The sequence below is a fragment of the Micromonospora fluostatini genome (genome assembly GCF_050410825.1).
GTDB lineage: Bacteria > Actinomycetota > Actinomycetes > Mycobacteriales > Micromonosporaceae > Micromonospora > Micromonospora rosaria.
Window position 1 is genome coordinate 730,197 of record NZ_CP191251.1, and the last position, 20,858, is coordinate 751,054.

Genomic DNA, 20,858 nt, shown 5'->3' on the forward strand with positions numbered 1-20,858 from the left:
CCACCACCGGGGATAAAACTAGGCGGGGTCGGAGACAGTGGGGTGACGCGACTATGAAGACCGTGTTTCAGCGTGCCCGGAAACCGTTCGTACCGCCCGTCTGAGCTGCGCGAACGTCACCCGGGAACGGTCAGGTGCCCTCCGTCACACGGCCCGGCGCAGCCCACCCGCCACCTGCTCGGCGATCAGCTCGTACGACCGGACCCGGTCCGTCACGTCGTACACCAACGTGGTCAGCATCAGCTCGTCCGCGCCGGTACGGGCGAGCAACTCCGTCAACTGCCGGCGGACCGTCTCCGGCGACCCCAGCGCCTGCCCCTCCCGCCGGGACAGCACGAACTCCCGCTCCACCTCCGTGTACGGGTAGGCCGCCGCCTCGTCCGGGCTCACCAGCGGCTCCGGCCGCCCCGACCGCAGCCGCAGGAACGACAACGCGCTCGGCCCGGCCAGCCACTCGGCCCGCCCGTCGGTCTCCGCGCACACCGCGTTCACCGCCACCATCGCGTACGGCTCCGCCAGCCAGCGCGACGGCCGGAAGTGCTGCCGGTACAACGCCAGCGCCGGCAGCGTGTGCTGCGCGCTGAAGTGGTGCGCGAAGGAGAACGGCAACCCCAGCAGCCCGGCCAGTTGCGCGCTGAACCCGCTCGACCCCAGCAGCCACACCGCCGGCATGTCACCCCGCCCCGGCGTCGCCACGATCGGCCCCGGCTGCTCCCCGGTGAAGTAGTTGACCAGGTCCGCCAACTCCTGCGGGAACCCTTCCGCCGACAGGCCCTGCATCGTCCGGCGCAACGCCAGCGCGGTCACCTGGTCGGTCCCCGGCGCCCGGCCGATGCCCAGGTCGATCCGGCCCGGGTGCAGCGCCTCCAGGGTGCCGAACTGCTCGGCCACCACCAGCGGCGCGTGGTTGGGCAGCATCACCCCGCCGGAGCCCAACCGGATCGTCGAGGTCGCCGCCCCCAGGTGCGCGAGCAGCACCGCCGGCGCGGAACTCGCGATCGCCGGCATGTTGTGGTGCTCGGCCACCCAGAAGCGGTGGTAGCCCAGCTCCTCCGTGCGCCGGGCCAGTTCGGTGGTGTGCCGCAAGGCGGCGCCCACGGTGGTCCCGGCCGCGACCGGGGCAAGGTCAAGAACAGACAACGGTACGTCGATCACACCGGGGTGCAACCCGCCGCGACCGGCCCCTGTTCCGCCCTGTCGAAAGGGTCACCCCGCCCCGCGTACCTGCTCGAAGATCAGACTGGTCTGGGTGTGCTGCACCGCCGGGTCCACCGCCAGGTGGTCCAGCACGAAGTCCCGCAGCGCGTCCCCCGACGCGGCCCGTACGTGCAGCACGTAGTCCTCCGCCCCGGCCACGTGGAACACCGACACCACCCCCGGCAGCCGCGCCGACCGGGCCCGGAACGCGTCGACCGCCGCCCGCTCGTGCGCGGTCAACCGGACCGACACCAGCGCCTGCAACGGCAACCCCACCGCCGCCGGGTCCACGTCGGCGTGGAACCCCCGGATCGCCCCGGCCTCCCGCAACGCCCGGGTCCGGGCCAGGCACGTCGACGGCGCCACCCCCACCCGCTGCGCCAGGGCGTTGTTCGGCAGCCGGCCGTCGGCGGCCAGCTCGGTCAGGATCGCGCGGTCGACGTCGTCCAGGGCCGCGAACGGCCGCAGATCATTCGGTGCGGCAGGCATCCGCCCATCTTTCCCCGAACATCACCATCACAGAAGAGGCGTGGAAAAAATTTTCTGCTGTTGTCTTGCTTCTCAGTGCTCTGATGTTCGACCCTTCCGGCCATGACGACCGTGGACACCAGAGCCGTGCACGCCGGGCGCGCCGACCTCGCCGCCCTCGGCGTCCACGTCCCGCCGATCGACCTCTCCACCACCAACCCGCTGCCCGGCGTCGCCGACGGCGGCCACGCGTACGAGACCCTCGCCGGCGGCGATCCCCTCCCGCCCGGCGCCACCGCCGTCTACCAGCGCCTCTGGAACCCCACCGTGGCCCGCTTCGAGACCGCCCTCGCCGACCTCGAGGGGACCACCGACGCCGTCGCCTTCGCCAGCGGCATGGCCGCCCTCACCGCCACCCTCCTCGCCGCCACCCGCGACGGTCGCCGCCACGTCGTGGCCGTCCGTCCCCTCTACGGCGGCACCGACCACGTCCTCGCCACCGGGCTGCTCGGCACCACCGTCACCTGGGCCCATTCCGACCGGGTCGCCGCCGCCGTCCGCCCCGACACCGCCCTGGTCGTCGCCGAGACCCCGGCCAACCCCACCCTCGACCTGGTCGACATCGCCGCACTCGCCGCCGCCGCCGGTGACGTGCCGCTGCTCGTCGACAACACCGTCGCCACGCCCGTCCTCCAGCAGCCCACCCGGCACGGCGCCACCCTCGTGCTGCACAGCGCCACCAAGAGCATCGGGGGCCACGGCGACGTCCTCGCCGGCGTCGTCGCCTGCGACGCCGACTGGGCCGCCCGGCTGCGCCAGGTCCGTGCCCTCACCGGCGCGGTCCTGCACCCCCTCGGCGGGTACCTGCTGCACCGTGGCCTGCAGACGCTGCCCCTGCGGGTCCGCGCCCAACAGGCCGGCGCCGAGAAGATCGCCGGCTGGCTCGCCGACCACCCCGCCGTCACCCGGGTCCACCACCCCAGCCTGCACGACCCGGCCGGACTGGTCGGCCGCCAGATGTCCGGCCCCGGCAGCCTGCTCGCCTTCGAGGTACGCGGCGGCGTCCGCGCCGCCACGGCCGTCGCCGACGCCTGCCGGTTGATCACCCACGCGGTCTCCCTCGGCGGCGTGGACACCCTCGTCCAGCACCCCGCCTCGCTCACCCACCGCCCGGTCGAGGGCGACGCCCGGCCGGCCGCCGGGCTGCTGCGGATCTCCGTCGGCCTGGAGGACCCCGAGGACCTGCGCCTCGACCTGGCCCGCGCGCTCGCCGCGCTCGGCTGAATCACCACGCGGGCGGCCGCAGCGCGGGCGGCCCGCAGCCGGGAGGGATCGACCAGGGGCTTCGGGACGAGGGCCCGCGCCCCCGCGGCGTCGAACAGATGTGTGTCGAACAGGTGTGTGCGTGGTGCCGGGAGCGGGATTCGAACCCGCAAGCCCTTTCGGGCAGAAGTGTTTGAGACTTCCGTGTATGCCGTTCCACCATCCCGGCGGGTGTGCACAACTGTACCGGACTAGGCTTCTGCGGGAACATGGGTGGCAGTGGTTCGAAGATCGATGGTGGGAGTGGCTCGTGGGCGAGATGCAGACGGATGCCGAGCGCAGGCGGGTACTGATCGCCGAGGACGAGGCGCTCATCCGGCTGGACCTGGCCGAGATGCTGGTCGAGGAGGGCTACCAGGTCGTCGGCGAGGCCGGTGACGGGGAGACCGCCGTCCGGCTGGCCGAGGAGCTCAAGCCCGACCTGGTCATCCTCGACATCAAGATGCCGATCATGGACGGGCTGGCCGCGGCCGAGCGGATCGCCGGCGCCCGGATCGCCCCGGTGATCATCCTGACCGCGTTCAGCCAGCGGGACCTGGTCGAGCGGGCCCGCGCCGCCGGTGCGATGGCGTACCTGGTCAAGCCGTTCCAGAAGAGCGACCTGGTGCCGGCGGTGGAGATCGCGCTGTCCCGGTACTCGGAGATCGCCGCGCTGGAGTCGGAGGTCGCCGGGCTGACCGACCGGCTGGAGGTCCGCAAGACGGTCGAGCGCGCCAAGGGCGCCCTGATGACCACGTACGGGATGACCGAGCCGCAGGCGTTCAAGTGGATCCAGCGGACGGCGATGGACCACCGGATGACCATGAAGGAGGTCGCCGAGCGGATCCTCGCCGAGACCGCCGGCGGTGAGGTGGCCCAGCCGGCGCCCTGACCGACCCGGTCGGCCGGCTCCGGTCGGCCCGGTCGAGGCCCGCGTCGGCGGGCCGTCCGGGGCTGCCGGGCGGTGGTCCGGATCGATACCATCGCCCTCGTGCGTGCGCGGCGTGCGGTCGCGGCCCTGGTGGGTACGGTCCTGCTGGTGGCCGGCTGCGACGCGGCCGGGGTCGGGGACGAGCCCGGTGCCCGGCACGAGCCGGCCCCGCTGCGGCCCCGCTGGGTGGCCGGGGCGCTGCCGGTGCCGGCCGGTGGACCGGGCCGGGTGCTGGTGCGCGACGTGGTGGCCTGCGGTGGCCGTTGGTACGCGGTGGGCGCGGTCGCCGATCCCGGCGGGGCGACCCGGCCGGCCTTCTGGGCGAGCGCCGACGGCCGGTCCTGGGTGGCGCGGCCGGTGCGGGCGGAGTCGTTCTACGGTGCGCAGAACGTGGTGTCGGCGGTGGGCTGCCGGGGCGCGGCGGTGGCCGCGCTGGGGGCCAAGTCCGGTGGGGCGCACGGCAATCCCCGGGTGAGTTCCTGGCGGCAACCTGCCGACGGCGGGCTGGTGGAGGTGCCGGCGGAGTTCGAGGTGTTCGGTGGGCCGCGGGCGGTGGACGTGGCCCGGATCGCGGGTGGCCCACCGGGATGGCTGATCGCCGGGGGCCGGGTCGCCGGCGCGGCGGTCTGGACCGCCGCGCCGGACGCGGCGGCGTTCACCCTGCTGGAGGGGGCACCGGAGTTGGCCGGGGACGCGCGCGGGCGGACCTTCGGCCGGGACGCGGTGGCGGTGGGAGAGGGCTGGCTGGTGGCGGGTGTGCTGCTGCCGGCCGGTGGTACGGGTTTCCTGCCGCTGGTCTGGACGTCGCTGGACGGCCGGGCGTGGCACCGCGCGGTGTTGCCGGTCGCGGGCCGGGCCGCCGGGGCGACCGGTGCGGACGAGCCGGTGGCCGCCGGGGGCGGGTCGGCGGAGCGGGTGGCGCTGGCGGCGGGGGAGCCGGTGGTGCTGGGCCGGGTCGGCGAGGAGTTCGTGCTCTGGCGGCGGGCGGCCGGGCAGTGGCGGCTGGCCGGTGGGTTCGGTGTCGCCCTGGGGAGCCCGGCGGCGGCCGGCGGGTCGGGGGTCCGGTCGGTGGCGGGGTTCGCGGCGGAGGGTTCGTCGCTGGTGGCGGCGGTCGGGGCCGGTACCGAGCGCTCGGTGTGGTGGTCCGGGGACGCCGGTGCCTCGTGGCGACGGCTGGTGCTGCCGGTGCCGGTGTCGTCGGGCGGGGACGCGGCGGTGGCGGTGGCCCAGGCCGACGGGGTGCTGCTGGTGGCGCTGGACGACGGCCGGTCGTCCGGGGTCTGGTCCGTTCGGGTGGCCGATCTCGTCCGGTGAGGGGTGCCCGGCCCGCCGGTTTCCGTTGCCGAAACGGGCTCGAAAAACGTTCGGAACACGGCTTTCTTACAGCGATCGCGCCCGATCGGCCATGGCGTGTAACGGTTCGGTCAATCCCCACTCTCGGGCCTTACGCCATCACTCGGCGGTGGGATAACGTCCGGCCCCAGACCGGGATCGCGGTCAGCCTGGTCCACCTCGCAGGGTCCTGTCGGTGGCGGGTCGGGCCATCGAACAAGGAGGGTACGAGCCGTGAGGCAGAAGCTCGCACGGGTGCTCGGTGGTGTGGCCATCAGCGCGCTCGTCATCAGCGGCGCGGCCGCGTGTAAGGCCGACAGTGGCAGCGAGAGCAGCGGCAGCTCCGCCGCCTGCGACCTTAAGATCGGTTTCTTCGGGCCGCTGACCGGCGACGCCGCGGGTCTCGGTATCCACATGCGTAACGGCACCAAGCTGGCCATCGACCAGTACAACACCGAGAACGCGGACTGCAAGGTCACCCTCACCGAGTACGACTCGCAGGGTGACCCGGCCAAGGCTCCGGCGCTGGCCCAGCAGGCGGTCGGTGACCCCAAGGTCGTGGGCATCGTCGGCCCGGCGTTCTCGGGTGAGTCCGAGGTCGCGGACCCGATCTTCGACCAGGCCGGTCTGCCGATCATCACCCCGTCGGCGACCCGTCCGAGCCTGAGCGAGAAGAACTGGAAGATCTTCCACCGGGGCGTCGGTAACGACACCTCGCAGGGCCCGGCCGCCGGTCGGTACATCAAGAACGTGCTGAAGGCCGAGAAGGTCTACGTCGTCGACGACCAGTCGGCGTACGGCGCGGGTCTGGTGGACGAGGTCAAGAAGGTCCTCGGCTCCGTGGCCGGTGAGGACAAGGTCCAGGTCAAGCAGACCAACTTCTCCGCCGTCGTCAGCAAGATCGTCGGCAGTGGCGCGACCGCGCTCTTCTTCGGTGGCTACTACACCGAGGCGGGCCTGCTGCTCAAGCAGCTCAAGGAGGCCGGCTGGAAGGGCACGATGGTCGCCGGTGACGGCGTCAACGACGCCAACTTCATCAAGGTCGCCGGCAACGCCGTCGCCGAGGGCACCATCCTGACCTGCCCCTGCGCCCCGGCCACCGAGGCCGAGGGTTCCTTCGTGAACGACTACAAGGCCGCGTTCAACGCCGACCCGGGCACCTACGGCGACGTGTCGTACGACATCACGAAGATCTTCCTCGAGGGCATCAAGGACGGGAAGTCGAGCCGTGAGGACATGCTCGCCTTCATCAAGGCCTACAACAAGGCCGGCACCGCGACCGGTGTGACCTACAAGTTCGAGTCCAACGGCGAGCTGGACCCGGCGCAGGTCGTGGTCTGGGCCTTCAAGGTCGCTGGCGGCCAGGTCGTGCCGGACGTCGAGATCCCCAAGGCCTGACCGGAGCATCCGGTCCCGCCTTACCGGGACGCCTGACGATGCGGCCGGGAGTTCTGCTCCCGGCCGCGCCGTTTGGCCGCACACTTGGAGCCCCCACGTGAACTTCGCTGAGTTCTTCGGGAACTTTCCCGCACTCACCATAACCGGGTTGGAGCAGGGCGCGATCTACGCGCTCGTCGCCCTCGGCTACACCCTGGTCTACGGCGTTCTCCGCCTGATCAACTTCGCCCACTCCGAGGTCTTCATGGTCGGTACCTTCACCGCCCTGTGGACCTGGGAGGCCCTCGGGTACAACCAGAACACCGCCGCGCCGGCGTTCGGCGCCATGCTGGTGGCGGTGCTCGTCGGCCTGGGAGCCGCGATGGCCGCCTCGGCGCTCACCGCGGTCACCGTCGAGGTGGTCGCGTACCGTCCGCTGCGTAAGCGTAACGCTCCGCCGCTGGCCTTCCTCATCACCGCCATCGGCGCGTCGTTCGTGATCGCCGAGGCCTTCGGCGTCGGTACCCACCGGGCGCCGTTCGGTATGCCGGTGATGATCCCCTCGGAGACCCTGTTCACCGTCTTCGGCGCGGCGGTCACCAACATCCAGCTGCTGGTCCTCGGCGTCACCCTGGTGATGATGGCCGCGCTGGACCAGTTCGTGAACCGCAGCCGGCTCGGTCGCGGTATCCGGGCGGTCGCCCAGGACGCCGACACGGCGGCCCTGATGGGCGTCAACAAGAACCGGGTCATCATGCTGGTCTTCGTCCTCGGCGGCCTGATGGCCGGCGTCGCGGCGTTGCTGTGGAGCGTCCGGTACGGCTACACCAAGTTCAACGTCGGTTTCCTCATCGGGCTGAAGGCGTTCTCCGCCGCCGTCCTCGGTGGTATCGGCAACCTGCGCGGTGCGCTGCTCGGTGGTCTCCTGCTCGGTATCGCGGAGAACTACGCCGCCGGCCTGTTCGGTGGTGACTGGAAGGACTTCACCGGTTTCGTGCTGCTGGTTGTGCTGCTGATGTTCCGGCCGACCGGTCTGCTCGGTGAGTCGCTGGGGAGGGCACGCGCATGACGGCGACCGCGCACAAGGGAAAGCTCGCCCAGATGAGGCAGCGCTGGTCGGACATGCCCAAGCAGGTCCGCTGGGCCGGGCTGGCGGCGTTGGTCGCCTTCTTCTACATCCTGCCCAACCGGTGGTTCTACGAGTACCTGGGCTTCCCGATCGGCAGCGAGTACTTCGCGTTCTACACCACCCGCTCCGACTTCGCGGCCGTGCTGTTCGACACGGCGGTGTTCGTCCTGCTGGCGGTCGGCCTGAACGTGGTGGTGGGCTTCACCGGTCTGCTCGACCTGGGGTACTTCGGCTTCTACGCCGTGGGCGCGTACACGGTGGCGTTGTTGACCTCGCCGGCGAGCCGGCTGGAGCTGACCTGGCCGTGGCTGGCGGCGGTGCCGGTGGCGATCGTGGTCACGATGATCTCCGGTGTCATCCTCGGTACACCGACCCTGCGGCTGCGGGGCGACTACCTGGCGATCGTGACGCTCGGCTTCGCCGAGATGATCCGGCTCTACGCCGCCCGTAACGACGGCCTGTTGCAGGGCCAGCGGGGCATCCCGGAGGTGCAGCACCCGCCGGGCCCCATGGTGGACGGCAAGCCGCTGTTCGGGGTGGTGGACTCCAAGCCCTACTACTGGCTGATCCTCACCGTGATCATCGTGATCATCTTCGCGATGCGGAACCTGGAGCGCAGCCGGGTGGGTCGGGCCTGGGTGGCCATCCGGGAGGACGAGGACGCGGCCGAGATCATGGGCGTGCCCACGTTCAAGTACAAGCTGTGGGCGTTCGCGATCGGCGCGGCGGTGGGTGGTCTGACCGGGGCGATCTTCGCCGGCAAGCAGACCTTCATCAACTCGGACAGCTTCCTGCTGGAAAGCTCGATCCTGGTGCTGGCGGCGGTCATCCTCGGTGGCGCCGGCGGGATCAAGGGTGCCATCATCGGTGGTGCGCTGACCTGGTACCTGCCGGAGTGGTTCCGGGGCTTCGGCCAGATCATCGGGCTGGACTTCGACACCGCCGAGTACCGCATCCTGATCTTCGGTCTGATCATCATCGTGATGATGATCTTCCGGCCGCAGGGTCTGGTGCCGAACCGGCGGCGGGCGGCCGAGTTCGCCGACCGGCGTAAGGAAGCGGTTCCCCAGGAGACGGTGCCCAGTGAGTGACCCGAAGATGAACACGGAGCGGGACGAGACCAGCGACCGCGACATCGTCGCCGACGGCCGGACCCCGGTCGGTGTGCCGCCCGAGCCGCCGGCGAAGTCGGCAGAGTCGGCGAAGTCGGCAGAGCCGACCCCGGCGACGCCGGACCCGGCCGGCCGGGAGCCGCTGCTGGAGGTCGACCACGTCACCCTCCGCTTCGGCGGTGTGGTCGCCCTCAACGACGTCAACTTCACCCTGTACAAGGGGGAGATCCTCGGTCTGATCGGCCCGAACGGTGCCGGGAAGACGACCTGTTTCAACGCCATGACCGGCGTCTACCGCCCGACCGAGGGCGAGATCCGGTTCAAGGGGGAGCGGGTCAGCGGCAAGCGCCGGTCGTGGATCACCAAGGCGGGCATCGCCCGGACGTTCCAGAACATCCGGCTCTTCCCGGAGATGACCGCGCTGGAGAACGTGATGGTGGGCGCGGACGCCCACCACAAGACCAGCGTCATCTCCGCCATGCTGCGCCTGCCGCGGCACTGGAAGGAGGAGAAGCACGGTCGGGAGAAGGCCCACGACCTGCTGCGCTTCGTCGGTATCCAGCGACGCGCGGGGGACCTGGCCCGGAACCTCTCCTACGGCGAGCAGCGCCGGCTGGAGATCGCGCGGGCGTTGGCGACCGACCCGACCCTGCTCTGCCTGGACGAGCCGGCTGCCGGCTTCACCCCGGCGGAGAAGGAGGAGCTGCTCGTCCTCATCCGCAAGATCCGTGACAGCGGCACCACCGTGCTGCTGATCGAGCACGACATGCGGCTGGTCATGGGTGTGACCGACCGGATCGTCGTGCTGGAGTTCGGCAAGAAGATCGCCGACGGGCTGCCCGCCGACGTGCGGGAGGACCCGAAGGTGATCGCCGCGTACCTGGGGGTGCCGACCGATGCTGCTTGAGATCAAGGACCTGACCCTGCTCTACGGGCGGATCCAGGCACTGCACGGGATCAGCCTCGTGGTCAACGAGGGTGAGGTGGTGGCCCTGATCGGCGCGAACGGCGCCGGGAAGACCACCACCATGCGGGCCATCTCCGGGCTGCGGCCGGTGGCCGCCGGCACCATCACCTTCGACGGCACCGACGTCACCCGGATGCGCGCGGACCTGCGGGTCGTCCGGGGCATCGGCCAGGCGCCCGAGGGTCGGGGGGTCTTCCCCGGCATGACGGTGATGGAGAACCTGGAGATGGGGGCCTACACCCGCAAGGACCGGTCGGAGATCAACAAGGACCTGGACATGGTCATGGATCTCTTCCCCCGGTTGAAGGAGCGCCGCAAGCAGGCCGGCGGCACGCTCTCCGGCGGTGAGCAGCAGATGCTGGCGGTGGGCCGGGCCCTGATGGCCCGTCCCAAGCTGCTGCTGCTCGACGAGCCCTCGATGGGGCTGGCCCCGATGCTGATCCAGCAGATCTTCGAGATCATCACGCGGATCAACGAGCAGGGGACGACCATCCTGCTGGTGGAGCAGAACGCCCAGCAGGCGCTCTCCCGGGCCCACCGGGGGTACGTGCTGGAGACCGGTCGGATCGTCAAGGAGGGCTCCGGCCAGGAACTCCTGCACGACCCGGCGGTCAAGGAGGCGTACCTCGGCGTGGCCTGACCGATTCGGGCCCGACGACCGGCCGGTGGCACGCCCACCGGCCGGTCGTCGCGTGTCGGGCCCGGTCGTCGCGTCCCGGGGCCGGCCCCCGGCGCGCGGCCACGCCGGGGCCGGGAATGTCGGGCGTACGGACTAGAGTCGCCTGCGTGACAGCTACGACCCCGCGCCTGCTTCTCGTCGACGGACACTCCCTGGCATACCGGGCGTTCTTCGCCCTGCCGGTGGAGAACTTCTCCACCACGACGGGGCAGCCCACCAACGCGGTGTACGGCTTCACCTCGATGCTGATCAACGTGTTGCGCGACGAGCGGCCCACCCACATCGCCGTCGCCTTCGACGTCTCCCGCCGCTCCTTCCGCACCGAGAAGTACGCGGAGTACAAGGCCGGCCGCAGCGAGACCCCGACCGACTTCAAGGGCCAGGTCAGCCTGGTCAAGGAGGTCCTCGCCGCGCTGCGCATCCCGGTGGTGGAGAAGGAGGGGTACGAGGCCGACGACGTCATCGCCACCCTCGCCTGCCGGGCCCGCGACGAGGGCATGTCGGTGCTGATCAGCACCGGAGACCGGGACGCCTTCCAGCTCGTCGACGACAACATCACCGTCCTCTACCCGCGCAAGGGCGTCTCCGACCTGGCCCGGATGGACGCCGCCGCGGTCGAGGCGAAGTACGGCGTCGGCCCGCAGCGCTACCGCGACCTGGCCGCGCTGGTCGGCGAGACCAGTGACAACCTGCCCGGGGTCCCCGGTGTCGGCCCGAAGACCGCGGCCAAGTGGATCACCCTCTACGGCGGGGTCGAGGGCGTCATCGCGCGGGCCGACGAGATCAAGGGCAAGGCCGGCGACAACCTGCGGGAGCGGCTCGCCGACGTGATCCGCAACTACGACCTCAACTGCCTGGTCGCCGACCTCGACCTGCCGCTGACCCCCGCCGACACGCACTGGACCGGGTGGGACCGGGAGGCCGTGCACCAGGTCTTCGACACCCTGGAGTTCCGCATCCTGCGCGACCGCCTCTACCAGTACCTGGAGGCCGTGGAGCCGGAGGCCGAGTCCGGCTTCGAGCTGGCCGGTCAGGTGCTCACCGAGCCGGGCGCGGTGAGCGGCTGGCTGGAGACGCACGCCCCCGCCGGGGTCCCGGTCGGGGTGGCGGTCAAGCTCGACACCGGCCCGAACCGGCGGCACACCGCCACCGTCCTCGGCATGGCGCTGGCCACCGGCGACGGGGCGGCGGCGTGGTTCGACCCGGCTCCGCTGGAGCCGGGCGACGAGAACGCCCTCGCCGCCTGGCTGGCCGACCCGGCCCGGCCGAAGGTGCTGCACGACAGCAAGCCGGCGGTGCTGGCCTGCGCCGCCCGGGGCTGGGAGCTGGCCGGCATCGTCCGGGACACCCAGATCGCCGCCTACCTGGCCCGTCCCGACCAGCGCTCCTACGACCTGACCGACCTGGCCCTGCGCTACCTGCACCGGGAGCTGCGGGTGGACGCCCCGGAGACCGGTCAGCTCACCCTGGAGGGGCTCGGCAACGACGGGGAGGCCGAGGAGAATCTCATGCTCCAGGCCCGGGCGACCCTCGACCTGGCCGACGCGATCGACGCCGAGCTGTCCCGCGACGGCGAGCAGTCGGCCCGGCTGATGGCCGAGGTGGAGCTGCCCCTGATGCGGGTCCTCGCCGGGATGGAACGGATCGGCATCGCCGCCGACACCGACTACCTCACCGAGCTGGAGGCGCACTTCGCCGCCGAGGTGAAGGCCGCCGCGCAGCAGGCGTACGCGGTGGTCGACCGGGAGTTCAACCTGGGCTCGCCGAAACAGCTCCAGGAGATCCTCTTCGGGGAGCTGGGGCTGCCCAAGACCAAGAAGATCAAGACCGGGTACACCACCGACGCCGACGCCCTGCAGTGGCTGTACGCGCAGACCGAGCACCCGCTCCTGCACCACCTGCTGCGCCACCGGGACGTGGCCAAGCTGAAGTCCACCGTCGACGGCCTGCTCAAGTCGGTCTCCGACGACGGCCGGATCCACACCACCTTCAACCAGACGGTGGCGGCCACCGGCCGGCTCTCCTCCACCGAGCCCAACCTCCAGAACATCCCGATCCGGACCGAGGAGGGGCGGCGGATCCGCCGCGCCTTCGTGGTGGGCGAGGGGTACGACTGCCTGCTCACCGCCGACTACAGCCAGATCGAGATGCGGATCATGGCGGACCTGTCGGGGGACGCGGCGCTGATCGAGGCCTTCAACTCCGGCGCCGACTTCCACGCCGCCACCGCCTCGTCGGTCTTCGAGGTCGAGGTCGGCGCGGTCACCGCCGACCAGCGTCGCAAGATCAAGGCGATGAACTACGGCCTGGCGTACGGGCTGAGCGCGTTCGGCCTGTCCCAGCAGCTCGGCATCAGCGCCGAGGAGGCGCGTGGCCTGATGGAGAACTACTTCGCCGGCTTCGGCGGGGTGCGCGACTACCTGCACGAGGTGGTCGCCAGGGCCCGTCACGACGGGTACACCTCCACCATCCTGGGCCGCCGGCGGTACCTTCCCGACCTGGTCAGCGACAACCGGCAGCGGCGGGAGATGGCCGAGCGGATGGCGCTCAACGCTCCCATCCAGGGCTCGGCGGCGGACATCATCAAGGTGGCGATGCTGCACGTCGACGCCGCGCTGCGCGACTCGGGGCTGCGCTCGCGGATGCTGTTGCAGGTGCACGACGAGCTGGTCTTCGAGGTCGCCCCGGGGGAGCGGGAGCCGCTGGAGGAGCTGGTCCGGCGGGAGATGGGCGGCGCGCACCCGCTGGCGGTGCCGCTGGAGGTCTCCGTCGGCGAGGGCCGCGACTGGAACAGCGCCGACCACTGACCCGCCCGCGCCGCACCGGCCGGCCCCGGGCCACACCGGCGGGTGGCGGGCTCACCGGCCGGTGGTGGGTGCCGACGGCCGGCCGTCGCGCTCGGTGAGGGGGCCGGCCGCGGCACGCAGGGCGGCGGCCAGCCGGTCCCGGACCGCCGTCTGGGCCGCGATCCGGGCGTCGAGCACCGCCAGGCGGGCCAGCCCGACCCGGATGCCCTCCGGTGCCGGTGCGGCGCTGGTCAGGTCACCGTCCAGGCAGGGCAGGAACGCCCGGACGTCGTCGAGGGTGAGCCCGGCGACGAGCAGGTGCCGGATGTTGCGGACCCGGGTCACCGTGGCCTCCGGATAGCTGCGGTACCCGTTGGCCGACCGGTGCGCCTCGATCAGTCCGTGCTGCTCGTAGTGGCGCAGCGCGCGGGGCGTGCTGCCGGTGCGGCGGGCCAGCTCCCCGATCCGCAGCCAGCGCACCGGGGCGCCGCCGGTCCCGTCCGCTTCCGCCCTGCCGATGATCCGCCCCGATCCCACCCGGTGGTGTCTCCGCCCCGGGCCCCGGCCACCGAGGTCCGGTCGCGCCCCGCTCAGGCGACCACCGCGCCGCCGTCGACCGGCAGCACCACGCCGGTGACGAAGGCGGCCTCCGGGGCGCAGAGCTGCCGGATCGCCCACGCTACCTCCTCGGGGCGGCCGATCCGCCCGGCCGGGGTGTGCGCGAGCTGCCACCGGCGCAGGCCGTCCCGCTGCTGCGGGGTGAGCCCCTGGTGCTCGCCGATCGGGGTGTCCACCGCGCCGGGTGCCACCGCCACCACCCGTACCCCGCGGGCGGCCAGCTCCACCGCCCAGCTCCGGGTCAGCGAGTCGAGGGCGGCCTTGGTGGCCGCGTACACCGAGCTGCCCGGCCAGCCGCGCTGCCCGACGGCGGTGGTGACGTTCACCAGTACGCCCCGGGCGGCGGTCAGCGCCGGGAGCGCCGCCCCGGCCAGCCGCACCGGCGCGACCAGGTTCGTGGCGACCTGCCGGTCGACCTGGTCGGCCGGGAGGGCGTCGAGCGGGGTGGCACCGGCCACGCCGGCGTTGTTGACCAGGACGTCGAGCCGGCCGAACCGGTCCAGCGCGTACCGGACGATCCGGTCGGGGCCGTCGACCGCGGTGACGTCCGCGACCAGCGGGGTGACCAGCGGGTGACCGGCGGCGGTCGCGGCGAGGGGCGCGTCCCGGCGGCCGACCGCGACGACCCGCGCGCCGTCGCGGCCGAACCCCCGGGCGGTGGCGCGTCCGATGCCGGTGCCCGCGCCGGTGACCACGACGACGCGTGGTGGCGTGTTTTCCATGCGCCGATCGTCCGACCCTGCCGTCAGCGGCAGGGTCAAGCCGGGGCGGCCCGGACCGGCTCACTTCAGCGGGTCGTGCCCCCAGTTCATCAACGACCAGCGCCACCGGGTGTCCCGGACGTCGCCGGAGGGGCGCTGCGCCATGTGCCGGTGCACGTACCCGACGACCTTGCGCATGTGCTTGTAGTCGTTGTCGGTCAACTCGTCGCGCTTGCGCCGCAACAGGTCGATGATCCGCCGACCGGAGGCGTGCCCGACCGACTCGCCGCCCCGGGTGCCCTTCTTCAGCCAGCCGACGTGCTTGGACTCGTCGCTCTCCAACCACCGGGACAGCTCACCCGGGGTCATGTTCACCGCCTCGGTGAACTCGCGGTAGGTGTCCCGACCCTGGTCACGAGGGCTCATGGCGCAGCGCCTCCGGCCGGTGGGCGACGTCGCGGCCCGAGTGGTCGTTGCGGATGCGGTACTGCGGCTGCTCCGGGGACGCGTCCACCACCCGCCCCCGGACATGGGTGCGCTCGGTCAACTCCTCTTTGATGACGCCGTGTCCCCGGCCGCTGTGGCTGGCCCAGGAGACGTGGTCGCCCTTGCGGAACCTCTGCTCGGCCATGTCCCGCGGGTACCCGGCACGGCGGGGCGGAAACGGTCGCCGGCTACGGGCGAGCGTGGCTACGGGGCGATCGCGGCGACCGGCAGCTTGAGTTCGAACGGCTCGGCCAGCTCGATGACGTCGGCGCTGTCGGCGACCAGCTCGTACTGCGGCACCCCGGCGGGGCCGGGCTGCCGACCCAGCCGGAAACGCGACCGCGTCCGGACACCAGGGATCAGGTGTCGGGATTGGCTCGGCGCAACGGTCAGGGTGTGGCCGACGAGGTGGACGGGGTGTTGGCAGCCGCCGATGTGGCGGATGCGGGCAAGCCATGCCCGGAAGTCAGGGTGGGTGGCGGTGGCCAGGATCTCTCGGTCGGTGAAGGTCAACGCACATGGGAATCCTCGTTCAGATAATCCCGGTCATGGGTGTCGCTGAAATTGTCGGAGTCGAACTCCGACAATCGATAGGCTTGCGTGTTGGGCAGGTTCAGCAATAGCGTCCACGTGAGGCACGGGGACATCTTTCGATTAAGGGCCTGGATTTCCCTTATGCCCATCCCCTGAGGTCAAGGTGAATGGCGATCGGCCGAACGGCTATTGCCGAACACCGTCGAAGGAAGAAGAGGCGATGGTCAAACGGTTCGCAAGACTGCTACTCGCCGCAATGCTGGTGGCTGGCGGTGGGCTCACCGCGAGCGCCGCTCCCGCAGTCGCAGACTCCCGATCGAGCACGACGACGAAGGCGTACACCGAAGCCGCGACCGCAACCGGGGTGGACCAGTGCTCCAGTCCGGTGAGCGCACGGAAGGGCGCATGGGTCTGCCCGGACACGTCGAAGGTCCGGACCAGCGGCGGAACGTGCTCGGTGCTCGGGTGCTGGTACTACGTCGCGAACTACTGGGCCGAGTTCAGCGGCGATGGCATATACGGCTACAACGGCACCACGCTGGGAAGTACCGAGTTCTTCATCGAGGTGAAGTTCAGCGGGGGCTCGTCCACGTCGAAGCCCTTCCAGTTCGAGTCGACGCGTGGCACCAAGCAGGTCCGGGCGTCAGGTGAGCGGCTGTACTTCAGCACCGCCCATCCCGAAGGCTACCCGGTCAGCGGGGGCTCGACCTATCGGACGTGGAGCGGCGGCCCGTACGGGGCCGGAGCTTTGGTCAACGGCTTCGGCTCGGGTGGCTACAGCGCCTATGAGGGCACGGTCGCCCACGCCGGGGTGGCCCACCAGTTCGACTGGACGGACCCGTCCAGCTCGTACCCGGGCCGCTGGTACACCTTCATCAAGAGCCCGAAGTTCCACCGCAACTCCGCCGGGGCGTACAACCTGGACGACCCGCCGCAGTTGGGCAGCGCCTGGTACGGCTCCGGCTGGAGCCCTTCCTGACAGATCCAAGGCGAGATCGATCTGAATAGCCTCTGAAGGTCGAGCGCCGCGTGATCAAGAGTGATCACGCGGCGCTCGATCCGCTTTCCGGCCCGAACCTGCGCCAGTCGGGTAGCATCCGCTTATGGAGGACTCCCGCCGCCGCACGAACGCCTTCTACTTGCCTGCGGAGATGCGCAACAGCGAAATTGCGCCCCAACAGGTCATGCCTGCCCCCCGCCCCGGTTTCGGCACCGTCTATATCCACAAGGGCCGCAACCTGGACCGGCGGATCGTGTGGGCCGCGAAATGGATAGACGAACTGCCGGGCGGCCAATCGGCCGGCGTCGAGGAGATCGAAGGCACCCGCGACGAGGTTCTGAGGTGGGCGAGGTCGCGTCCGGCAGCGGCGCTCGTTGTGCCGGTTGAACGGGAACCGTACTGGGTTCCGGCACCCGACAATGACGACGAGATTGACCTTTAGGTTCGGTCAGCCTCGGCGCGTATCTCCCTTTACGGATTCGGCGGGGTCAGCCCTGGTAGTCGCGGTGCCAGGTGGACTGTCGCGTTGATGACGGTGGTCAGGGTTTCCGGTGGTAGGTGGACCGGGCTGCGCCGACGCAGCCACTTCACTGAGCAGGCGTTGAAGATCGCGGCACACGCACCTTGGCGGCGACTCAGACAAGCGCAGCCGAATCCGCTCCATCGCTATCTGATCGCGCAAGCGGCTCGACAGCGCGTTGGTCTCCGCCCACCCGGCCACCAACAGCCCGCCGGCACCCAGAGCAAGATCACACGCCAACCAGAACTCCCGTGGAGTTGACTGCCGTCCCGTCTCGACGTTGGCGACCGTGCTGCGAGACCACCGCACCATCCGGGCGAGGCCCACCTGTCTGACACCGGCAGCCCTGCGCGTGTCCGCTAACCGAGCCCCCAGCAGCCGACGAGCATCCGCGACCGTTTCCGGTGTCACCCGCTCCGCAGCAGGCAGGGGGATCAGCGCAGCGGTGGTAACAGCCATGACGACCACCTACCGTGCCGCGAGCAGCATGGGCACACCGACACGACGCGCGCCGATCAGTTCTGGGCGAGTAGCCCCGGGCCGCCGGCTGGGCAGACGCAGTGATCGCGTGAAGACCAGAATCGCCGCTTCCCGGGAAGCGCACGGCCCCGCCGTTCCGCAGCTCAGACACCTACCATCCGCGCTCGACACCGCGTGCCGCTCAAGCGCAACCTGCGCGGCATCGACCTGTTCGCCGCCGGGGTACATGGCCATCTTTAACCGCCTTTCATGCTGCGTGGCCGTACGCGCTGCGAGCGGAAGACCGGGTGTTGTCCGGCCTAGCGCACCGTGCCGACCGCCTGCCTGCGCGGACTGAGCAGCGCAAGCAGGAGCCGCAGCGCCGTAATCGACTTGTCGCTTATCGTTAGTACTCCAACGTCACTTGGCTTCGGCGTTGGGCGTGGCGTAGGCATGAGGACGGCCACCGCGTTGATCATCGATGGTTTGTGAGGACAATCGAAGATCGTGCGGTGGCCGCGGGCCACAGCGTAGACCCCGCCGGGTGGCGGGTCATCCTGGACGAGGCGATGAGGCGTGTCGCTGACCGGTTCGTGCGGGCCGAGCCGCGGGCGACGGCCGGGCAGTTCGTAGCAGGGCTGCTGTCGGAGGCCGAACGAAAGACCTGCTGGTCGCTTGCGGAGCGGGCGGGTCACGGGGATCCACAGGCGATGCAGCGGCTGCTGCGCACGGCGGTGTGGGACGCCGACGCCGTCCGCGATGACCTGCGTGAGTGGCTGATCGAGCAGCTCGGCCATCCCGACGCGGTGCTGGTGACCGACGAGACCGGGTTCTTGAAGAAGGGCGTGTGCTCGGTCGGGGTGCAGCGGCAGTACACCGGCACCGCCGGCCGGATCGAGAACAGTCAGGTCGCAGTGTTCCTGGCCTACGTGACACCTGCCGGCCGGGCGATGATCGACCGCCGGCTCTACCTACCCGAGACGACCTGGTGCGACCAGCCCGACCGCCTCGCCGCCGCCGGGGTCCCGGACGACGTCGAGTTCGCCACGAAGCCCGCTCTGGCCCGGCAGATGATCGCCGCCGCGTTGGATGCCGGAGTCCCGTTCGCATGGGTGACCGGGGACGAGGTCTACGGCGCCGACCCCGCCCTCCGCGACAACCTGGAACATCGCGGGATCGGCTACGTCCTCGCGGTCGGCTGCGACCGACGCGTGCACGTCAACGACGGCCGCACCCTGATCCGCGTCGACGACCTCGCCGAGCGGATCCCCACCGCCGAGTGGCAGCTGCACAGCTGCGGACCCGGAGCGAAAGGACCACGCGACTACCTGTGGGCCTGGATCACCACCGCCACCCAGCCCGGTGAACACCGGTGGCTGCTGATCCGCCGCAACCGCACCACCGGCGAGCTGGCCTTCTACCTGTGCTGGTCACCCCGCCCGGTGCCGCTGCACACCCTCGTGACCGTCGCCGGCTCCCGCTGGAGCATCGAGGAGCTGTTCCAGACCGGCAAAGGCCAGGTCGGCCTCGACCACTACCAGGTCCGCGGCTGGACCGGCTGGCACCGGTTCATCACCCTGGCCATGCTCGCCCTGGCCGTCCTGACCATCCTCGCCGCGCAGCAGCCCGACACCGACCCGGAGATCATCGCGCTGACCGTCGCCGAGATCCGCCGCCTCCTCAACGCCTTCGTCCTCGCCGCATCGCTCCCGCCAGAACACACCCTGCACTGGTCAATCTGGCGACGCACATCCCAAGCCCGAGCCCGCCGATCCCACTACCAGCGCAGACAGGCCAAGTGACGTTGGAGTATTAGGACGCGATGCCGGAGGGCGGACCTTGGGCAACATGACAGAGGGCGGATGTCGATATGCGTCTCATGCATGGGCACAACCCGCACTCGGATGGGATCTTGGAGAGGCACTGCCTACCATCAAGGCTCGGCAGCCACGCAAGGACGCCAAGATGACATCGACCCACCAGACCCGCTATTGCCGCTGCGGCGCACGGCTCGCACGCGACAACACCGGTGGCCGCTGCTCGCCCTGCTCGTCCCACGGCCGCCAGCACCCAGGGGTGGTAGTGCCGGAGGTCCCGGCCGACTTCTGGAACGAGGTCGTCCTTGCCCAGGCGCTACAAGACCGCCACATGGGCCGGGTGATCCGGGCCTGGCGAACACACCCCTACCATGGCCGCCAGTCGATATCTCAAGATCAGGCCGCTTCCTGGGTCGGCATGAGCCAAGCTCAGCTAAGCCGGATCGAGAACGGTCCCCCCGTCGTCCACCTTGACCGTTTGGCGCAGTGGGCAGCAGTGCTACACATACCGGAAGGCCGATTGTGGTTCGCCCTGCCGGCCGCCAGCGGAGAGTTGGGCGAGAAAGAGGGCACAGTGAACCGCCGCCAGTTCTTTGCCTCTACGGCCTCTGCCGCCGCCAGCGGGTTTCTGTACGGCCCTTCGATGCCTGCTCCCCCGATCGGCGACCACGAGGCCGTCGAGTGGCTCGCATGGCACCTTTGGCAGAACCGCAAAGACGAGCTGGACTCTTCTCAGATCTCGCAGTCAATCGCTAATCGCTTGAACGCTCACCCACACGTCATGCGAACGGCAGGCGGAGCCTACCGATTCACGGACCCGGCACTGACCGACGTTCTCGTTGCCCACCGGGTGTTTGGCGACATCGCGCAGGGCAGCGGGCATCTCCTGGCCACTGCGCAGACCAGTCACGCCACCGACCTCACCATCAGCGCCCTGGCAGCCGAAAGCGAGGGAGCACGCCGGGGCCTGACCGCATGGATGCGTAGCGGTGCCACCGCCGTCCTCAGAGTCAACTCCGCCGGCATCCTCGCCAAGATCGGAGCTGCCGACCTGGGCGACGCGGCAATCTCGGCCATCCGCAGCGACCAAGACGCCCGACACCTCTACGTCACGGCCGTCGCAAGTCGAGTCCTAGAACTGCCATGGGAGCGAGCAGCACATCTATCCGGCGCAACAAACACACAAGCGGTGGGCCGGACCCTTGGTGAAGGTGACGAAACAAAAGATTGGGCATCGCTCCGCCTCGCCGATGAGCTTACAAACAATCGCGACGCTGCCGCCCGATGGTGCAGCGCCGTGCTGCTCGCGAACTACGTAGACGCCGAGAACATGCGGATGCGATCCGCTCTGATGCTGGCCGTGAAGGACGAACCGTGCCGCGAGAACCTGCGCGCATATGCGGCGGTTCTCGCCGGCACCACTCCTCTATCGAATGGATAAGC

At 70.6% G+C, this 20,858-nt stretch carries 20 protein-coding genes, 1 tRNA gene and 1 pseudogene; 13 read left to right on the forward strand and 9 right to left on the reverse strand.

What is annotated here, in order from left to right; all coding sequences use genetic code 11:
- Positions 1–144: 144 nt before the first annotated feature.
- The gene (locus tag ACQUFX_RS03380) at positions 145–1,167 is read right to left on the reverse strand and encodes an LLM class flavin-dependent oxidoreductase (RefSeq protein WP_428964579.1); all 1,023 of its coding nucleotides are present in this window, start codon (positions 1,165–1,167) and stop codon (positions 145–147) included.
- 39 nt (positions 1,168–1,206) lie between these two features.
- On the reverse strand, positions 1,207–1,686 hold the full coding sequence (locus tag ACQUFX_RS03385) for an Lrp/AsnC family transcriptional regulator (RefSeq protein WP_428964580.1): 480 nt from the start codon (positions 1,684–1,686) through the stop codon (positions 1,207–1,209).
- A 102-nt stretch (positions 1,687–1,788) separates the two neighbouring features.
- Between ACQUFX_RS03385 and ACQUFX_RS03390 the strand changes: the two genes are divergently transcribed.
- Positions 1,789–2,949 (forward strand): trans-sulfuration enzyme family protein, encoded by a 1,161-nt coding sequence (locus ACQUFX_RS03390; RefSeq protein WP_428964581.1) that lies wholly within the window; start codon positions 1,789–1,791, stop codon positions 2,947–2,949.
- 122 nt (positions 2,950–3,071) lie between these two features.
- On the opposite strand, the gene ACQUFX_RS03395 is transcribed toward ACQUFX_RS03390, so the two are convergent.
- Positions 3,072–3,157: transfer RNA gene (locus tag ACQUFX_RS03395), tRNA-Leu, on the reverse strand.
- An 81-nt stretch (positions 3,158–3,238) separates the two neighbouring features.
- Between ACQUFX_RS03395 and ACQUFX_RS03400 the strand changes: the two genes are divergently transcribed.
- From ACQUFX_RS03400 to polA, 8 genes are all read left to right on the forward strand, one after another.
- A complete protein-coding gene (locus ACQUFX_RS03400; protein ID WP_067372183.1) occupies positions 3,239–3,859 on the forward strand; it encodes an ANTAR domain-containing response regulator in 621 nt (206 codons plus the stop codon).
- Positions 3,860–3,958: 99 nt separating this feature from the next.
- Positions 3,959–5,212 carry a hypothetical protein gene (locus ACQUFX_RS03405; protein ID WP_428964582.1) on the forward strand — a complete coding sequence of 418 codons (1,254 nt, stop codon included), beginning with the start codon at positions 3,959–3,961 and terminating at the stop codon, positions 5,210–5,212.
- A gap of 252 nt (positions 5,213–5,464) precedes the next feature.
- Entirely contained in the window at positions 5,465–6,628 is a 1,164-nt protein-coding gene (locus tag ACQUFX_RS03410; RefSeq protein ID WP_428964583.1) for a branched-chain amino acid ABC transporter substrate-binding protein, read from the forward strand.
- Between the two features lie 97 nt (positions 6,629–6,725).
- Positions 6,726–7,676: a branched-chain amino acid ABC transporter permease gene (locus tag ACQUFX_RS03415; protein ID WP_067372176.1), complete on the forward strand. Its 951-nt coding sequence runs from the start codon at positions 6,726–6,728 to the stop codon at positions 7,674–7,676.
- A 32-nt stretch (positions 7,677–7,708) separates the two neighbouring features.
- Positions 7,709–8,827 (forward strand): branched-chain amino acid ABC transporter permease, encoded by a 1,119-nt coding sequence (locus ACQUFX_RS03420; RefSeq protein WP_428966845.1) that lies wholly within the window; start codon positions 7,709–7,711, stop codon positions 8,825–8,827.
- Complete coding sequence (locus tag ACQUFX_RS03425) at positions 8,820–9,755, forward strand: ABC transporter ATP-binding protein (protein ID WP_428964584.1); 936 nt, start codon at positions 8,820–8,822, stop codon at positions 9,753–9,755. Before ACQUFX_RS03420 ends, ACQUFX_RS03425 begins: the two co-directional genes overlap by 8 nt.
- Entirely contained in the window at positions 9,745–10,455 is a 711-nt protein-coding gene (locus ACQUFX_RS03430; protein ID WP_428964585.1) for an ABC transporter ATP-binding protein, read from the forward strand. The genes ACQUFX_RS03425 and ACQUFX_RS03430 overlap by 11 nt, the downstream gene beginning before the upstream one ends.
- A 146-nt stretch (positions 10,456–10,601) precedes the next feature.
- Positions 10,602–13,301: a DNA polymerase I gene (polA, locus tag ACQUFX_RS03435; RefSeq protein WP_428964586.1), complete on the forward strand. Its 2,700-nt coding sequence runs from the start codon at positions 10,602–10,604 to the stop codon at positions 13,299–13,301.
- 51 nt (positions 13,302–13,352) lie between these two features.
- On the opposite strand, the gene ACQUFX_RS03440 is transcribed toward polA, so the two are convergent.
- From ACQUFX_RS03440 to ACQUFX_RS03460, 5 genes and pseudogenes are all read right to left on the reverse strand, one after another.
- Complete coding sequence (locus tag ACQUFX_RS03440; protein WP_428964587.1) at positions 13,353–13,817, reverse strand: MerR family transcriptional regulator; 465 nt, start codon at positions 13,815–13,817, stop codon at positions 13,353–13,355.
- Positions 13,818–13,870: 53 nt separating this feature from the next.
- Positions 13,871–14,620 carry an SDR family NAD(P)-dependent oxidoreductase gene (locus ACQUFX_RS03445; protein ID WP_428964588.1) on the reverse strand — a complete coding sequence of 250 codons (750 nt, stop codon included), beginning with the start codon at positions 14,618–14,620 and terminating at the stop codon, positions 13,871–13,873.
- 63 nt (positions 14,621–14,683) lie between these two features.
- Positions 14,684–15,025: pseudogene (locus ACQUFX_RS03450) on the reverse strand (DUF3140 domain-containing protein); the annotation flags it as partial.
- The gene (locus ACQUFX_RS03455) at positions 15,012–15,230 is read right to left on the reverse strand and encodes a hypervirulence associated TUDOR domain-containing protein (protein WP_428964589.1); all 219 of its coding nucleotides are present in this window, start codon (positions 15,228–15,230) and stop codon (positions 15,012–15,014) included. The pseudogene ACQUFX_RS03450 and the gene ACQUFX_RS03455, both read right to left, overlap by 14 nt.
- A gap of 59 nt (positions 15,231–15,289) precedes the next feature.
- Entirely contained in the window at positions 15,290–15,598 is a 309-nt protein-coding gene (locus tag ACQUFX_RS03460; protein WP_428964590.1) for a hypothetical protein, read from the reverse strand.
- 406 nt (positions 15,599–16,004) lie between these two features.
- Here ACQUFX_RS03460 and ACQUFX_RS03465 point away from each other — a divergent pair, with 406 nt between their 5' ends.
- Both ACQUFX_RS03465 and ACQUFX_RS03470 read left to right on the forward strand, forming a co-directional pair.
- On the forward strand, positions 16,005–16,598 hold the full coding sequence (locus ACQUFX_RS03465; RefSeq protein ID WP_428964591.1) for a hypothetical protein: 594 nt from the start codon (positions 16,005–16,007) through the stop codon (positions 16,596–16,598).
- Positions 16,599–16,722: 124 nt separating this feature from the next.
- Complete coding sequence (locus ACQUFX_RS03470) at positions 16,723–17,061, forward strand: hypothetical protein (protein WP_428964592.1); 339 nt, start codon at positions 16,723–16,725, stop codon at positions 17,059–17,061.
- Between the two features lie 6 nt (positions 17,062–17,067).
- Here the strand turns inward: ACQUFX_RS03470 and ACQUFX_RS03475 are convergent, their stop codons facing one another.
- Positions 17,068–17,598 (reverse strand): helix-turn-helix domain-containing protein, encoded by a 531-nt coding sequence (locus tag ACQUFX_RS03475; RefSeq protein WP_428964593.1) that lies wholly within the window; start codon positions 17,596–17,598, stop codon positions 17,068–17,070.
- Between the two features lie 569 nt (positions 17,599–18,167).
- On the opposite strand from ACQUFX_RS03475, the gene ACQUFX_RS03480 reads away from it, so the two are divergent.
- Positions 18,168–19,400 (forward strand): IS701 family transposase, encoded by a 1,233-nt coding sequence (locus ACQUFX_RS03480; RefSeq protein WP_428964594.1) that lies wholly within the window; start codon positions 18,168–18,170, stop codon positions 19,398–19,400.
- Between the two features lie 163 nt (positions 19,401–19,563).
- Positions 19,564–20,856 carry a helix-turn-helix domain-containing protein gene (locus ACQUFX_RS03485; RefSeq protein WP_428964595.1) on the forward strand — a complete coding sequence of 431 codons (1,293 nt, stop codon included), beginning with the start codon at positions 19,564–19,566 and terminating at the stop codon, positions 20,854–20,856.
- The last annotated feature ends 2 nt before the right edge of the window (positions 20,857–20,858 follow it).

Excerpts from the sequence above, each read along its gene's own strand:
- ACQUFX_RS03385 (WP_428964580.1), bottom strand. The coding sequence starts at position 1,686 with ATGCCTGCCGCACCGAATGATCTGCGGCCGTTCGCGGCCCTGGACGAC.
- ACQUFX_RS03390 (WP_428964581.1), top strand. The coding sequence starts at position 1,789 with ATGACGACCGTGGACACCAGAGCCGTGCACGCCGGGCGCGCCGACCTC.
- ACQUFX_RS03420 (WP_428966845.1), top strand. The coding sequence starts at position 7,709 with ATGAGGCAGCGCTGGTCGGACATGCCCAAGCAGGTCCGCTGGGCCGGG.
- ACQUFX_RS03430 (WP_428964585.1), top strand. The coding sequence starts at position 9,745 with ATGCTGCTTGAGATCAAGGACCTGACCCTGCTCTACGGGCGGATCCAG.
- ACQUFX_RS03445 (WP_428964588.1), bottom strand. The coding sequence starts at position 14,620 with ATGGAAAACACGCCACCACGCGTCGTCGTGGTCACCGGCGCGGGCACC.
- ACQUFX_RS03455 (WP_428964589.1), bottom strand. The coding sequence starts at position 15,230 with ATGGCCGAGCAGAGGTTCCGCAAGGGCGACCACGTCTCCTGGGCCAGC.
- ACQUFX_RS03470 (WP_428964592.1), top strand. The coding sequence starts at position 16,723 with ATGGAGGACTCCCGCCGCCGCACGAACGCCTTCTACTTGCCTGCGGAG.
- ACQUFX_RS03475 (WP_428964593.1), bottom strand. The coding sequence starts at position 17,598 with ATGGCTGTTACCACCGCTGCGCTGATCCCCCTGCCTGCTGCGGAGCGG.
- ACQUFX_RS03480 (WP_428964594.1), top strand. The coding sequence starts at position 18,168 with ATGAGGCGTGTCGCTGACCGGTTCGTGCGGGCCGAGCCGCGGGCGACG.
- ACQUFX_RS03485 (WP_428964595.1), top strand. The coding sequence starts at position 19,564 with ATGACATCGACCCACCAGACCCGCTATTGCCGCTGCGGCGCACGGCTC.